The following is a 13,938-nucleotide window of genomic DNA, read 5'->3' as shown; positions in this document are numbered from 1 at the left end:
TTGTTGCTGAAAGGATATCTTGGTCATGGATTTCATACGTCGCGCGTCTTGGTTGTCTGGAGTTGTGCTGCTGCTTGCCGTTGCCGCATGTCAAAAAGAGCAGGCCCCGGCAGCTGCTGAAGCTCAGGCCGGAATTTGCAAGAAGGATGTCGCAGAAACTCTTGCTGGCAAGGACAAAATGACGGACGAGGCTGCCATGCAGCTCACCGGCGCAACCATCGTCCGCCAGGTGAAGCCAGGCGATCCGGTTACAATGGATTTCCGGCAGGAACGTATAACCATTGAAACCGACCCCGACACCGGCAAAATCATCCGCGCCTATTGCGGCTAGGTATGGTGCTGTTCTGCTGATAGAGATGCCAGCGCAAGGGAAACTTCGCCAAATCGCTAAGTTTTCTCTTGCGCATTTTTCTATTATCTGAATAGTTAGCAATATGGCTAAGCATGATCCAGACCTTTCGCTTCTGTTCCACGCGCTGGCAGACCCCACACGCCGGTCGATCCTGACCCGTTTGGCTGGAGGGCCGACGGCGGTGACGGATCTGGCCGGGCCGACAGGCCTTCGCCTTCCAACGGTGATGCGACACCTTTCCGTGCTGGAGGAAGCCGGTTTGATTGTGTCATCCAAGGATGGGCGGATACGGACGTGCGCTATCCGTCCAGAGGCTTTGGAGCCAGCGCGTAGCTGGATGGACGAGCAGCGCGCCATCTGGGAATCCCGTCTGGATCGTCTTGATGCATTTGTAATGAGTGTGATGGAGGAGTGCGAAAATGACACAAACTCAAAAGCCAAGTAGCATCGAAGCAGCACCCAACGGTGAAGGCCGTTTCACGACGCTGACCTTCGAGCGAGATGTGGCCGCGCCGGTGTCGGTTCTCTGGCAGGCGTGGACTGCTCCCGCCGCACGGGCAGTCTGGGCAGCGCCAACGACTGCCGTCGAGGTGGTGTTTCTGGAAGCTGATACCCGGATTGGCGGTCGCGAAGTTTCGCTATGTAAGGCGAAAGGTCAGTCCGACATTCTCTGCGAATGCGGCTGGCTGGAGTTGCAGCCCGCAAAGCTTAGCGTGAACTACGAGGTGATCTCCAGCGAGGGCGTGAAGCAATCAGCGTCATTGGTCACGGCGGCTTTCTCTGACCTCGGCGAAAGGAGCAGCCTTGTCGTAACGGTGCAATTGTCTTCGCTGGCGAGCGATATGGAAGCTGGCTATCGAGCGGGTTTCGGAGCGGGACTGGACAATCTGGCCCAAGTTGCAGAGCGCACCATGGTATTGCAGAAAGTCATTCGAGCGCCGCGCGCTGTAGTCTGGAAGGCCTGGTTGAACCCGGAAACCTTGCCGCTTTGGTGGGGACCGGAGGGGTTTTCGTGCCGCACAAAAAGGATCGACCTGCGGCAGGGCGGCGAATGGGTTTTCGATATGGTCGGGCCCGATGGCACAGTATACCCGAACCACCATCACTACGGTGAGGTCAAGACAGAAGAACGGCTTGGCTATACCTTGCTATGGGGCGAGAACGGTCCAAAACATGCGGATGCATGGGCGTCGTTTGAGGATCATGACGGCTTCACGAAAGTGACCCTGGGAATGGTGTTCAGCACAGCCGCTGAGTTCCAGAATGCCAAAGGCTTCGGGGCAATTGAGCTTGGTCTGGAAACGCTGGGTAAACTTGATCGGTTCGTTGCAGCGAAGTGAAGCCCGTCAAAGGGCTTAGGCAATATCCATGAGAGGCTGTAAGGCGCCTCTCACGAATGCAGGCCTTTGATCTGTATGCTCACGATTTCCTTGGCGAGCGCGATCCTGTCTGCGTCGGTTTCTACACTTCGCGGCTGATACCAAATTGAAAGCCAGTTGATGGCACCAAGCACAGCCTTTGCCGCTACTGATACGTCGACATGACGGATGCTGCCATCCTCCATGCCTTCACGAATGACCTGCTTGAACAGATCTTCAAACCGGCGTCTGATTGAGATCAGCTCATTAAGTGTGCGGCGCTGGTCGGGTGTCGTCGCCGCAAGCTTGTGCATATGAACGCCCTGCACCACCACTGCTTCGAAAGCGACGTTGGTCATCATGGCGAGCGCATGCGCCATGAGCATCTCCTCAAGCCGGTGCAGGCCTGAGCCGTTCAGCGTCATCACCGGTTCGACGGCCTTGAACAGTCGATCCATACCTTCGCGATGGACGTCGAAGAACAAATCCGTCTTCGATGAGTAGTAGTGATAAATGCGCCCTTTGGTCGAGCCCATCCTGCGCGCCACATCATCAATGCTAGTTGTGGAGAAGCCCTGCTCCATGAAGCACTGAGCGGCTGTTTCCAGGATTACGACATTCCCGGTACTGTCCGTTCGGTTATTTCGGCGGCTGTCAGCCATCTGCTACTCCGATTTATGCATAGGTAAGCGGCAACCAACCCTAGCAAATTTCGATGACAAAATGCCACTAGACAAAGCCATGTTCAAGTGCATACTACTGAGTATGTTGTTGATTAATGCGACTAGCGTCCATTTTTCGGCGCTTGGAGGATATAATTTTGGAAATAAACCCTAATTCAGCTGCGTCTGCGCGCCAAGCAGGCGCGGAAAGCCAGGTTCTGTACTCGGGCTGGATCAAGATCGATCAGCAGCTTGTGGATCGGTTTGCTGATGTGATCGATGATCATCAGTTCATTCACACGGACCCGGAGCGCGCTGCAAAGGAAAGCATCTTTGGCGGTACTATCGCACATGGCTTTCTGCTTCTAGGCTTGCTGACCAAACTCAGTCGCGAGGTATTGCCGGAAGTTGCAGCCGGTGCGGTCGAAATCAATTATGGCTTCGACAAGGTTCGCTTTCTGGCTCCGGTAAAAGTGGGGTCTTCTATTCGCGGCGTGTTCAATTCCAAATCGGTTCAGCCGAAGGGGAATGGTCAGCTCCAGACTCTTGGGGCGACGGTTGAAATCAAAGACGAAGCAAAGCCGGCACTTGCTGCTGACTGGCTTATTCTGACAGTAGGTTGAGGATCATATGGCCATTTCTTTCGAAAATCGCGTTGCAATCGTAACAGGTGCTGGTGGTGGGCTTGGGCGCGCTTATGCCCTTGAACTGGCAGCGCGGGGCGCAAAAGTCGTTGTGAACGATTTCGGCGGCAGCCGGGATGGAACAGGCGGCGCGTCTGAAGCGGCGGAAAAGGTTGTCGCGGAAATTCGCGCCAAGGGCGGCGTGGCTATTGCCGATGCTGGCAACGTCACGAAGTTCGAAGATATGCAGGCGCTGGCAAAGCGCGCTGTCGAAGAATTTGGCCGCATCGATACTCTCATCAACAATGCCGGCATCTTGCGCGATAAGAGCTTCGCAAAGATGGAAATGGCCGATTTTCGCGCTGTGGTTGACGTGCATCTCATTGGCTCTGCGAATGCGAGCCGCGCTGTGTGGGATGTCATGAAAGGCCAGAATTATGGCCGCATCCTTATGACAACGTCTACATCGGGGGTCTATGGCAATTTCGGTCAGTCCAACTACGGTGCAGCCAAGGCCGGGCTGGTTGGCCTGATGAATGTGTTGCATTTTGAGGGCGACAAGTACGACATCCACGTCAATGCAATTGCGCCAACGGCTGCCACACGCATGACCGGAGATGTGCTGGACGAAGAAATGCTGGTGCGCCTTGCACCGGAAAACGTCGTTCCGGCTGCTCTCTTCCTCGTCAGCGAACAGGCCCCGAGCCGCACCGTTCTTCTGGCAGGTGCAGGGACCGTGGCCCGTATGGCGATTGTTGAAAGCGAAGGCGTTTATCTGCCGAAAGGCGAACGTACGCCGGAAGCCGTCGCCGCTGCTTTCACAAAGATCGATGATATGACCAACTTTATCGAAACCGACGCCGGTTTGGCGCATGTTGACCGCATCATTGCAACGTCGAGGGCGAACGAGGTCGTCAAATGACGGTGCAAAAGCCGCGCCCGAAGGCTGAACCCCGGTCAGCCTATCGGGAGTTCTACGAGATGCAGACGCGCTGGAGTGACATGGACATTTACGGCCACGTCAATAACGTCGTCTATATGCAATATTGCGATGCAGCACTGAACCGGTCGTTGATCGCGGGAGGCGCTCTGGAGCTGAGTGGTTCCACGCCCATCGGCATCGTGGCGCGCAATTCAACGAATTATTTCTCCGAGATTTCCTATCCTGACAATGTCGTTGTCGGGGTGCGCGTCGAGCATATCGGTAACACAAGTTTGCTGTGGGGATTTGGCATCTTCAAGGATGGCGAAGAGCTGACGGCTGCTGTAAGTGAATATGTGCATGTCTATGTCAACCGAGACACACGACGACCTGTTCCGCTAACCCCGGAACTTAAAGAATTAGCCGAAAGGCTTTACGTTCCGGCATCAGTGGAGGAGCTCTGATGAGAGAAGCTGTAATCGTATCAACTGCGCGTACGCCGATTGGCAAAGCCTACCGCGGGGCTTTCAACGACACGACAGCCCCAGCGCTGGCAGGGCATGCAATTGCCGCTGCTGTCGAACGTGCAGGCATTGACGGTGCCGAGGTGGAGGATGTCGTTATCGGCGCGGCGCTTCAGCAAGGCACGACCCATATGAATATCGCCCGCACTTCCTTGTTGCGGGCTGGCCTTCCGGTTTCGGTGCCTGGCCAGTCGATGGATCGTCAATGCGCTTCTGGGCTCATGGCTATCGCGACAGCCGCCAAGCAGATTACGGGTGATGGCATGACGATTGCCATTGGCGGCGGCGTGGAGCAGATCTCGCTGGTGCAGAACGACCATATGAACGTCTATCGCTGGCGCGATCCTTGGCTAACGGAGCATCTGCCCGCCACCTATATGAGCATGATCGAGACGGCCGAGATCGTTTCGGCGCGCTATGGCGTCTCACGTGAGGCGCAGGACGAGTATGCGCTGCAATCGCAGCAACGCACGGCAGCAGCACAGGCAGCAGGCCGGTTGAACGCCGAGGTTGTACCGCTTCAGTCCACCATGCTGATCAAGGATAAGGTCACGGGGGAAATTTCCACGAAAATCATCGAGCTGGCCATGGACGAAGGCAATCGCCCTGAAACCACACTGGAAGGCTTGCGTGGATTGCAGCCTGTCTTTGCCGGTGGTCAGGTCATCGCGCAGGGCGGCTATATTACCGCAGGCAACGCCTCGCAGCTATCGGATGGTGCTTCCGCATCCGTGCTGATGGAAGCGAAGGAAGCGGAAAAGCGTGGCCTTTCGCCGCTCGGTATCTATCGCGGGATGGCCGTTGCTGGATGTGAGCCTGACGAGATGGGCATTGGTCCGGTTTATGCCGTGCCGAAACTGCTGAAGCAGCATGGCCTGACGGTTGATGATATCGATCTATGGGAGTTGAACGAGGCTTTCGCAGCGCAGGTGCTTTATTGCCGCGACAAGCTTGGCATCGACAATGAGAAGCTCAACGTGAATGGCGGCGCTATTTCGATTGGCCATCCTTATGGAATGTCGGGTGCGCGTATGACCGGGCACGCCCTCATTGAAGGCAAGCGGCGCAATGGACGTTACGTGGTGGTGACCATGTGCGTCGGCGGCGGCATGGGCGCAGCAGGCCTGTTCGAGATTTGTTAATGGAAACGAAAAAGGCCGGTTTGACCGGCCTTTTTTATGATCCCAACTGAGGCTCTATTAATATGCGGCTTTATAGATCGCCAGAGCGTCTGCCTCGGTTACCTTACGCGGATTGTTGACCAGAAGGCGGGTCTGTTTCATGGCGTCGCGCGCAAGTAGGGGCAGATCGTCTTCCGTGATATTCACTTCGCGCAATGTCTGCGGTACGCCAAGCTCACGGCTGAGACTTGCCAGCTTTTCAACAAAGGTTTCAGCGCGTTTCTCTGTAGACACGGCGCCAAGTTCCGGGAAAACATCGGCTGCAATTTCCGCGTAGATATGGCCCGCTTCCGGCAGGTTGAAACGCAATACATGTGCAAGCACGAGCGCATTGGACAGGCCGTGCGGAACATGGAAATGCCCACCAATCGGATAGGCGAGCGCGTGGACTGCAGCCACCGGAGAATTGGCAAAGGCCTGACCGGCAAGCAACGAGCCAAGCAGCATGGCAGCCCGTGCATCACGGTTCTGGCCATCAAAGACCGCTGTGCGGATATTGGAGCCAAGCAATTGCAGAGCGTTGCGCGCCAATGAGCGCGACAGGGGATTGTTGTTGGCAGACGCTGACGCATAGGCCTCAATGGCGTGCACCATCGCATCGATGCCGGTGGCGGCAGTTACCGCTGCTGGCAGACCCACGGTCAAATCTGCGTCGAGGATTGCCATGTCCGGCAGCAGGAGCGGAGAAACGACGCCCTTCTTTTCCGATGCACCCGTGGTGATGATCGAAATCGGTGTGACTTCCGACCCGGTGCCCGCTGTTGTAGGCACCAGAACAAGCGGGAGACGCGGACCGCGCGCTATGTTGACGCCGTAAATGTCGTTGAGCGTTTCACCGCTCTTTGCGATCAGGGCTGCAATCTTTGCAACATCCATTGAGGAGCCACCGCCAATGGCGAGGACACCTGTCGCTTCATGTGCCAGGATGTGATCTTTCAGCGCGAGAACATTGCTTTCTGGCGGATCAGCCTGCACGTCGTCAAAGATCGAAACGGCAATGTCTGCCTGTTCCAGCGCATTTATTGCAGGGTCCAGAAGTCCGAGCTTGCGCAATCCCTTGTCAGTCACGATCACAACGCGCTTGCCCAACAGGTGTCCGGCAATATCGGCGATCTTCGCCAGACCACCGGTCTGCAGCACGATGGACGGCGTTGTGTTGAAAACGAAATTTTCCATGTGTTCAGTTCTTTCGATTTATCGGTGTCGAGCTTCTGCAAATCAACTTGCGCGCTTCACCTTCAACTCGCGATCGATCGTGTTTCCGGTAACCCCTTCGCTGCGCAAAATATGCTTCTGGATTTTACCGCTGGACGTCTTTGGAAGAGATTCCAAAATCCGTACATAACGCGGCACCATAAAGCGGGGCAGGCGGCCTGCAAGAAAATCCAGCAATTCATCGGCGACAATTTCCTGTCCTTCCACCGGCGTTACGGCGATCAGGACTTCATCTTCGCTCAACTCGCTTGGGACTGCGATAGCCGCGCATTCCTTGACAGCGTCGTGAAAAAGAACTTCGGCCTCCAAAGCGAAAGACGAGATATTTTCGCCGCGTCGGCGGATCACATCTTTCAGACGGTCAACAAAGAAATAAACGCCGTTTTCGTCCTTGCGAAAGCTGTCCCCGGTGTGAAACCAGCCATTACGCATGGCTTCGACGGTGGCTTTCGGATTGTTGTAATAGCCTTTCATCAAAACCCATGGGCGGTTGGAGCGAATGACAAGTTCACCAGCCGTGCCATCCGGCACTTCGATGTCGTTTTCGTCGACGACACGCAACTGATACCAGGGGCGCGGCTTCCCCGCGATGCCCTTTTGCGTAATGCCAGGACCGGCAACAAGCGGACTGGCGATTTCGGTCATGTTGTAGATGGTCCATGCCTCCACGCCGAATCTCTCGGCGAATAATGGACCATCTTCGCCAAATGGCGTGATGAAGGCACGACGCAGCGGGTGGTTGCGATCATCCGATGAAACCGGCTGTTTCAGGAGGAAACTGGCCATCACACCGAGCAACAGACAGTAGGTCGAGTTTGTTTCCCGCACTGCTTGCCAGAAATGCTGCGTTTTGAACTCGCGCATCATACCAATCGATAGTCCGCGCGCCAGCATCGCATAGACATAGAGTGTTGAACCGCAATGGAAGATCGGACCGCAGATCATGCAACGGTCCGTTTCATCGACGCAATCAAAGGCGTCTGGACCCATCGTATAAAGCTGCACATAAGAGGTCACGACACCCTTGGCATTGCCCGTCGTACCCGACGTGTACATGATGGCAAGCGTGTCCCATGGCTCAATCGGCGTGTCGAGAACGAGTTCGGTCTCACTAACGGTTCCCACGTCAGTCAAAGGCAGGATTTCCACGCCAGAGATGGCGTGGTTTACGGCACCTTCAACCACCAAGACTTTACGCAGTTTGCCCGGAGCGACATCCTGCAATCGTTCTACCAGATCGGCGTGCGCGACCATAAGTGGCGCATCGGCGTCATCCAGAATATGTTCCAGCGGGCGCCCGAGGGCTGCGGTGTTGATCGGCACATAGACCGCGCCGATGTAATTGATGGCGAACCAGGTGGTGAGTAGGTCCGGCCCGTTGCCCATAAAACAAAGGACGTGATCGCCGCGTTTCACGCCGTGGAATTGCAGCGTCGCTGCACGCTGGCGAACGCGGTCCCGGGTCGTTTTGTAATCCCATTCGGTCGATGGCCAAAAATGCACGAATGGTGCTGTGGGGCGCTCCGCTGCATATTGATCGAGAAGATATCGCAACACGGAATGGTTGCGGTCGAGCGCACGCTGGTCTGGCGTCATATTCTGAATTCCTCCTACCCGGGCCGCAACTAAACCTCAAAAGAGGGCAGTTGCAAACCTATTTGGAATATGCAACATACTCGGTAGTATGTCAAAGCGAAAACATCTGGGAGGATGGAAATGGCCATAGTCGATATCCAGCGCGAAGGACCGATTGCGGTGACGCGCTATGACCGTGGCGGCAAGGCCAATGCTCTCAATGAAGAAGCGATCAAGGCACTCATAGAAGCGGCAGATGAGTTATCGGCGGATGACACGGTTCAGGTCGTTATCATCACTGGTACCGAAAGTCGCTTTTCGGGTGGCGTCGATCTGAAGGACGATAATCTGTGGCGCAACAATGCGGACGCCGTTTCTCGTCACACGGCGATGTCGCTCGGCGGCGTCATGTGTGATCGGTGGCGATTGTTGCCGCAGATCACCATCGCAGCGGTCGAAGGCCCAGCCGTTGGTGGCGGCGGCATTCTCGCGTTGGCGGCTGATTTTCGCGTTATGGCTGACGGCGCATTCTTTCAGTTTCCCGAAGTCCGTCTGGGCATGACGCTGGGTTGGGGCGGTTTGCCCCTCCTGTCGTCGCTTATCGGTCCGACGCGTGCGAAGCGCGCGCTTTTCGCCAATGAGCGGATCGGCGAGCAGGACGCGCTCAATATGGGGCTTTGCGACAAGATTGCGCCTGCGGGTGGCGCGGTCGAAGCTGCAAAACTTTTCGCGCAGACAATTGCGGAATGCCCGCCTTTAGCCCTGCGGATGACCAAGAGGGCCATTGATCAAGAACACCGCGCCAATTGGGCTGCACCCTATGAAGCAGACCAGTTTTATCTGGCGAGGCTGATTGCAGAAAGCAAAAGCCAGTCGGGCTGACACCGTTATTATTTGGGAGGAGGAAAACCATGACAATGAAATCAATGATGCTTTCGGGTGCATTTGCCGCAATGATGCTTGCGAGCCCGGCTTTGGCGGAGCCGGTTCGGCTGGGTGTGCTGACGGACATGTCCGGCATGAATTTCGATCTTGCTGGCGAAGGCTCGGTCGTTGCGGCCAAGATGGCTGTGGAGGATTTCGGGGGCAAGTTGAATGGGGAGCCCATCGAAGTCATCGTCGGCGATCATCAGAACAAGCCGGATATAGGTTCCACGCTGGCGCGCAGCTGGATTGACGAGAAGAATGTTAAAGCGATTATCGACGTGCCGACATCGTCGGTCGCCATGGCAGTTCAAGAAATCACGCGCGACAAGGACGTGGCTTTCCTGGCATCCACCGCAGGTTCCTCGGACCTGACGGGCAAAGCCTGCTCGCCAACGACGGCGCAGTGGACCTGGGATACTTATTCTCTTGCCAATGGCACCGGTCGCGCCATGACGCAGGAAGGCGGCAAGAAGTGGTACTTCATTACCGTTGACTATACCTTTGGTCATGCCCTCGAACGGGATACGACAGAAGCTGTCAAGGCAAGCGGCGGTGAAGTTGTGGGTTCTGTCCGTCATCCACGCGAAACCACTGACTTCTCATCTTTCCTGCTTCAGGCGCAAGCATCGGGCGCCGACGTGATTGCTCTTGCCAACTCGTCGGGTGATACGATGACGGCGCTCAAGCAAGCCAATGAATATGGCATTACTCAGGGCGGCCAGAAGATCGCGGGCATGCTGCTGTTTCTCTCCGACGTCCATAGTGTCGGCCTTGAAACGGCAAAGGGCCTGACGCTCACCACCGGGTTTTACTGGGATTATGATGACCAGACCCGCGCCTGGTCGAAGCGGTTCGGCGAACGGATGAACGGCAAAATGCCGACGATGGTTCATGCTGGCGTTTATTCCGCTGTCATGAATTATCTCAAAGCCTCCGAGGCGGCAAAGTCTACCAGTGGTAAGGTAGTGCTCGACAAGATGCGTACGATGGATATCAACGACTTCTTCGCCCGCAATGCGAAGCTGCGTGCAGACGGTCGTATGGTACACGACATGTATCTTGTTCAGGTCAAATCACCTGAAGAATCCAAAGGACCATGGGACTATTACAAAGTTCTGCGCACCATTCCGGGCGACGAAGCGTTCCGTCCGCTCGATAAGGGCGGCTGTCCATTGGTAAAGCAGTAAGAGGCTGATTGGATGGAAGCTTCGACTGTGAGAGATACGGCTCTGCGTGAGGCAGGGCCGTCTGGTTCGGACAATTCGCGGCAGGGTTCTGGGCGTCATGTTTTGTCGGCGCGGGGACTAGGTAAGTCGTTTGGCGGCTTTTACGCGGTGAAGAATGTCGATCTTGATGTGGAACATGCCCGTGTTCATGCGCTGATCGGCCCGAACGGGGCTGGCAAGACGACGGTGTTCAATCTCCTGACCAAGTTTTTGCAGCCGACAAGCGGCGAGATCACGCTTCTGGGCGAAACGATCACCAAAACCGATCCGGCCAAAGTGGCGCGGATGGGGCTGGTGCGCTCGTTCCAGATTTCGGCCACCTTCCCGCATCTGACTGTGCTGGAAAACGTCAAGGTGGCGTTGCAGCGCCCGAATGGCCTTGCCACGCAGTTCTGGCGCGCGCTCTCGGCGCTGGATCGGCTGGACGCGCAGGCAATCGAGCTTCTGGAACGCGTCGGCCTTGCCGATGCCCGTCATGCACTGGCTGCCGATCTCTCCTATGGCCGCAAGCGCGCGCTGGAAATCGCCACCACACTGGCGCTCGATCCGAAAGTGCTGCTGCTCGATGAGCCGATGGCCGGCATGGGCCATGAAGACGTCCACACCATTGCAGCCCTCATTGCCGATGTCGCGAAGGATCGCGCCGTTTTGATGGTGGAACACAATCTCAAGGTGGTGGCCGATATCGCCCACCATGTCACGGTGCTGCAACGCGGCGAGATCCTCGCCTCCGGCAGCTATGCCGACGTCTCGAAGGACGAGCGCGTGCGCACCGCCTATATGGGAACCGAACATGAATAAAGGCCAACCGCTCCTGTCCGTGCGCGGACTGAATGCCTGGTATGGCGAAAGCCATGCCCTGCATGGCGTCGATCTCGACATCTGGCCGGGCGAAACCATCACGCTTCTGGGCCGCAACGGCGTCGGCAAGACGACAACCTTGCGCGCCATCATGGGCATCATCCGCAAGCGCACCGGCACGATCACGCTGGACGGTCGGGATATCATGCGCGTGCCCTTGCACCGCATTGCCCATGCGGGTCTGGGCTTCGTACCGGAAGAACGCGGCATCTTCGCCACGCTCAGCGTGCATGAGAACCTGTTGCTGCCGCCGGTCGTCGCAAAAGGCGAGCAGAGCCTGATGTCATTGGACGAGATTTACGCGCTTTTCCCGAACCTGCATGAACGGCGCAACAGCCCGGGCACCAAACTGTCGGGCGGCGAACAGCAGATGCTGGCCATTGCGCGCATCCTGCGCACCGGCGTGAAGGTGCTGCTGCTGGACGAGCCGACCGAAGGTCTGGCGCCTGTCATCGTGCAGCGCATCGGCGATGTGCTGGTGGAACTGAAGAAGCGCGGCATGACCATCCTGCTGGTCGAGCAGAACTTCCGCTTTGCCGCCAAGGTCGCAGACCGCTTCTATCTCATGGATCATGGCGTGGTGACGGAGAACTTCCCGACCGCCGAGCTGCCCGACCGCATGGCAGCCCTGAACGAAGCCTTGGGAGTCTGACATGACAATGATCTTCGGTATTCCCCTGCAGGCGCTTCTCGGGCAGTTACTGGTTGGCCTCATCAATGGCTCGTTCTACGCCATGCTGAGCCTTGGCCTTGCCATCATCTTCGGGCTGTTGCGCATCATCAATTTTGCCCATGGCGCACAATATATGCTGGGCGCTTTTGTCGGCTATCTGCTGTTGAGCTGGCTTGGCATCGGCTATTGGCCAGCGCTTGTTCTGGCTCCGATCATCGTCGGTCTCGGCGGGGCGATCGTCGAGCGCGTGGCGCTGTCACGGCTTTATAATCTCGATCCGCTCTATGGCCTGCTCTTCACCTTCGGCCTGGCGCTCGTGATCGAAGGCACGTTCCGCTATTATTATGGCGCTGCCGGACAGCCCTATGCGGTGCCGCCATCGCTTGCTGGCGGGCATAATCTCGGCTTCATGTTCCTGCCGAACTATCGCGCCTGGGTGGTCGTGGCCTCGCTGATCATCTGCCTTGGCACCTGGCTTCTGATCGAAAAGACCAAGCTTGGCGCTTATTTGCGCGCCGCCACCGAAAACCCAACACTGGTCAAAGCCTTCGGCATCAATGTGCCGCTGCTTCTCACCTTCACCTATGCGCTGGGTGCGGGTCTTGCAGGCGTTGCCGGCATCATGGCGGCCCCGATCTATCAGGTCAGCCCGCTGATGGGCTCCAACATCATCATCGTGGTTTTTGCCGTGGTGGTTGTCGGCGGCATGGGATCGATCCTCGGCGCCATCATCACCGGCTATGTGCTGGGGCTGGCCGAAGGGCTCACCAAGGTCTTCTATCCGGAAGCCTCCAGCATCGTCATCTTCGTTATCATGGCTATCGTTCTTCTGGTGCGACCCGCCGGACTGTTCGGGAAGGAGGCCTGATATGGCTGATACCGCTCTTAAAGCAACGGCTGCAAGCCATGGTGCTGCTTCATCCCGCAAGCCTGCGATCAACAGCCTGTCGGCCATAATCCTCGTCATCGCCATCGTCGCACTGGCCGCCGCACCCTTCGTGGTCTATCCGATCTTCCTGATGAAGATGCTGTGCTTTGCGCTGTTTGCCTCTGCCTTCAATCTGCTGCTTGGCTATACCGGCATTCTCTCGTTCGGCCATGCGGCCTTCTTCGGGGGCGCGGCCTATATCACCGCGCATACGGTGAAGGAATGGGGCGTGACGCCGGAAGTGGGGCTGATCCTCGGCGTTCTTGCCGCTGCAGCGCTTGGCCTCGTCATCGGCTATCTGGCCATTCGCCGTCAGGGCATCTATTCGACCATGATCACGCTTGCGCTGTCGCAGATGTTCTTCTTCTTCTGCCTGCAGGCGGCCTTCACCCATGGCGAGGACGGCTTGCAGGGCGTGCCGCGCGGATATCTGTTCGGCTTCATTGATCTCAACAACCAGATGAACATGTATTACTTTGTGCTGGCCGTGTTCGTGCTTGGGGTCTTCGCCATCTGGCGCATCACCAACTCGCCCTTCGGCATGATCCTGAAATCGGTGCGCGAGAACGAAAACCGCGCCATATCGCTCGGCTATTCCGTCAATCAGTACAAGCTGGCCGCATTCGTCATGTCGGCAGGCCTTGCGGGCCTTGCAGGCGGCATGAAGGCACTCGTCTTCCAGTTTGCAACGCTGACCGATGTCGGCTGGCAGATGTCGGGCGAGGTCATCCTGATGACGCTGCTTGGCGGCATCGGCACGCTGATCGGACCCATCGTCGGCGCCGCCTTCGTCGTCGCCCTCCAGAACTATCTCGCAACATCCGACTTCCCAGTCACAATCGTCACCGGCCTCATCTTCATGGCATGCGTCATCCTCTTCCGTAAAGGTATCGTCGGAGAGTTCTATGCCT

General features: G+C 56.9%; 16 protein-coding genes. 13 read left to right on the top strand and 3 right to left on the bottom strand.

Annotated elements, in window-relative coordinates; genetic code table 11:
• The first annotated feature begins 25 nt into the window (after positions 1–25).
• From ACTJKP_RS17555 to ACTJKP_RS17545, 3 genes are all read left to right on the top strand, one after another.
• On the top strand, positions 26–331 hold the full coding sequence (locus tag ACTJKP_RS17555) for an I78 family peptidase inhibitor (protein ID WP_078341164.1): 306 nt from the start codon (positions 26–28) through the stop codon (positions 329–331).
• Positions 332–434: 103 nt separating this feature from the next.
• Complete coding sequence (locus tag ACTJKP_RS17550; RefSeq protein ID WP_078341165.1) at positions 435–797, top strand: ArsR/SmtB family transcription factor; 363 nt, start codon at positions 435–437, stop codon at positions 795–797.
• Positions 772–1,692, top strand: a complete 921-nt coding sequence (locus tag ACTJKP_RS17545) for an SRPBCC domain-containing protein (protein WP_440631588.1) — start codon at positions 772–774, stop codon at positions 1,690–1,692. The genes ACTJKP_RS17550 and ACTJKP_RS17545 overlap by 26 nt, the downstream gene beginning before the upstream one ends.
• Before the next feature lie 50 nt (positions 1,693–1,742).
• Here ACTJKP_RS17545 and ACTJKP_RS17540 read toward each other — a convergent pair whose 3' ends face one another.
• Positions 1,743–2,372 carry a TetR/AcrR family transcriptional regulator gene (locus ACTJKP_RS17540; RefSeq protein ID WP_078341167.1) on the bottom strand — a complete coding sequence of 210 codons (630 nt, stop codon included), beginning with the start codon at positions 2,370–2,372 and terminating at the stop codon, positions 1,743–1,745.
• A 164-nt stretch (positions 2,373–2,536) separates the two neighbouring features.
• Here ACTJKP_RS17540 and ACTJKP_RS17535 point away from each other — a divergent pair, with 164 nt between their 5' ends.
• Genes ACTJKP_RS17535 through ACTJKP_RS17520 form a run of 4 tightly spaced genes read left to right on the top strand, consistent with a single transcriptional unit; the run spans position 2,537 to position 5,583 of the window.
• Complete coding sequence (locus ACTJKP_RS17535; RefSeq protein ID WP_440631639.1) at positions 2,537–2,995, top strand: MaoC family dehydratase; 459 nt, start codon at positions 2,537–2,539, stop codon at positions 2,993–2,995.
• Positions 2,996–3,002: 7 nt separating this feature from the next.
• Positions 3,003–3,917, top strand: a complete 915-nt coding sequence (locus ACTJKP_RS17530) for an SDR family NAD(P)-dependent oxidoreductase (RefSeq protein WP_440631587.1) — start codon at positions 3,003–3,005, stop codon at positions 3,915–3,917.
• A complete protein-coding gene (locus ACTJKP_RS17525) occupies positions 3,914–4,381 on the top strand; it encodes an acyl-CoA thioesterase (RefSeq protein WP_078341170.1) in 468 nt (155 codons plus the stop codon). Before ACTJKP_RS17530 ends, ACTJKP_RS17525 begins: the two co-directional genes overlap by 4 nt.
• Entirely contained in the window at positions 4,381–5,583 is a 1,203-nt protein-coding gene (locus tag ACTJKP_RS17520) for an acetyl-CoA C-acyltransferase (protein WP_078341171.1), read from the top strand. The genes ACTJKP_RS17525 and ACTJKP_RS17520 overlap by 1 nt, the downstream gene beginning before the upstream one ends.
• 57 nt (positions 5,584–5,640) lie before the next feature.
• On the opposite strand, the gene ACTJKP_RS17515 is transcribed toward ACTJKP_RS17520, so the two are convergent.
• Together ACTJKP_RS17515 and ACTJKP_RS17510 are read right to left on the bottom strand one after the other, a co-directional pair.
• Positions 5,641–6,798: an iron-containing alcohol dehydrogenase gene (locus tag ACTJKP_RS17515; RefSeq protein ID WP_440631586.1), complete on the bottom strand. Its 1,158-nt coding sequence runs from the start codon at positions 6,796–6,798 to the stop codon at positions 5,641–5,643.
• 42 nt (positions 6,799–6,840) lie between these two features.
• Positions 6,841–8,433 carry an AMP-binding protein gene (locus ACTJKP_RS17510; RefSeq protein ID WP_440631585.1) on the bottom strand — a complete coding sequence of 531 codons (1,593 nt, stop codon included), beginning with the start codon at positions 8,431–8,433 and terminating at the stop codon, positions 6,841–6,843.
• Positions 8,434–8,553: 120 nt separating this feature from the next.
• Between ACTJKP_RS17510 and ACTJKP_RS17505 the strand changes: the two genes are divergently transcribed.
• The 6 genes from ACTJKP_RS17505 to ACTJKP_RS17480 all read left to right on the top strand — a co-directional run.
• A complete protein-coding gene (locus tag ACTJKP_RS17505) occupies positions 8,554–9,294 on the top strand; it encodes an enoyl-CoA hydratase/isomerase family protein (RefSeq protein ID WP_440631584.1) in 741 nt (246 codons plus the stop codon).
• Between the two features lie 29 nt (positions 9,295–9,323).
• Positions 9,324–10,526, top strand: a complete 1,203-nt coding sequence (locus ACTJKP_RS17500) for an ABC transporter substrate-binding protein (RefSeq protein WP_440631583.1) — start codon at positions 9,324–9,326, stop codon at positions 10,524–10,526.
• Between the two features lie 12 nt (positions 10,527–10,538).
• Positions 10,539–11,366, top strand: a complete 828-nt coding sequence (locus tag ACTJKP_RS17495; protein ID WP_440629869.1) for an ABC transporter ATP-binding protein — start codon at positions 10,539–10,541, stop codon at positions 11,364–11,366.
• Positions 11,359–12,078, top strand: coding sequence for an ABC transporter ATP-binding protein (locus ACTJKP_RS17490; protein ID WP_078341354.1), 720 nt, complete (start codon positions 11,359–11,361; stop codon positions 12,076–12,078). The genes ACTJKP_RS17495 and ACTJKP_RS17490 overlap by 8 nt, the downstream gene beginning before the upstream one ends.
• Before the next feature lies 1 nt (position 12,079).
• Positions 12,080–12,967: a branched-chain amino acid ABC transporter permease gene (locus ACTJKP_RS17485; RefSeq protein ID WP_078341355.1), complete on the top strand. Its 888-nt coding sequence runs from the start codon at positions 12,080–12,082 to the stop codon at positions 12,965–12,967.
• Between the two features lies 1 nt (position 12,968).
• Positions 12,969–13,938: branched-chain amino acid ABC transporter permease (locus ACTJKP_RS17480; protein WP_440629870.1), on the top strand; the 970-nt coding region annotated here is incomplete at its 3' end.

This window comes from Brucella sp. 22210, assembly GCF_052045675.1.
GTDB lineage: Bacteria > Pseudomonadota > Alphaproteobacteria > Rhizobiales > Rhizobiaceae > Brucella.
This window is presented reverse-complemented; position numbering and strand designations above follow the sequence as displayed.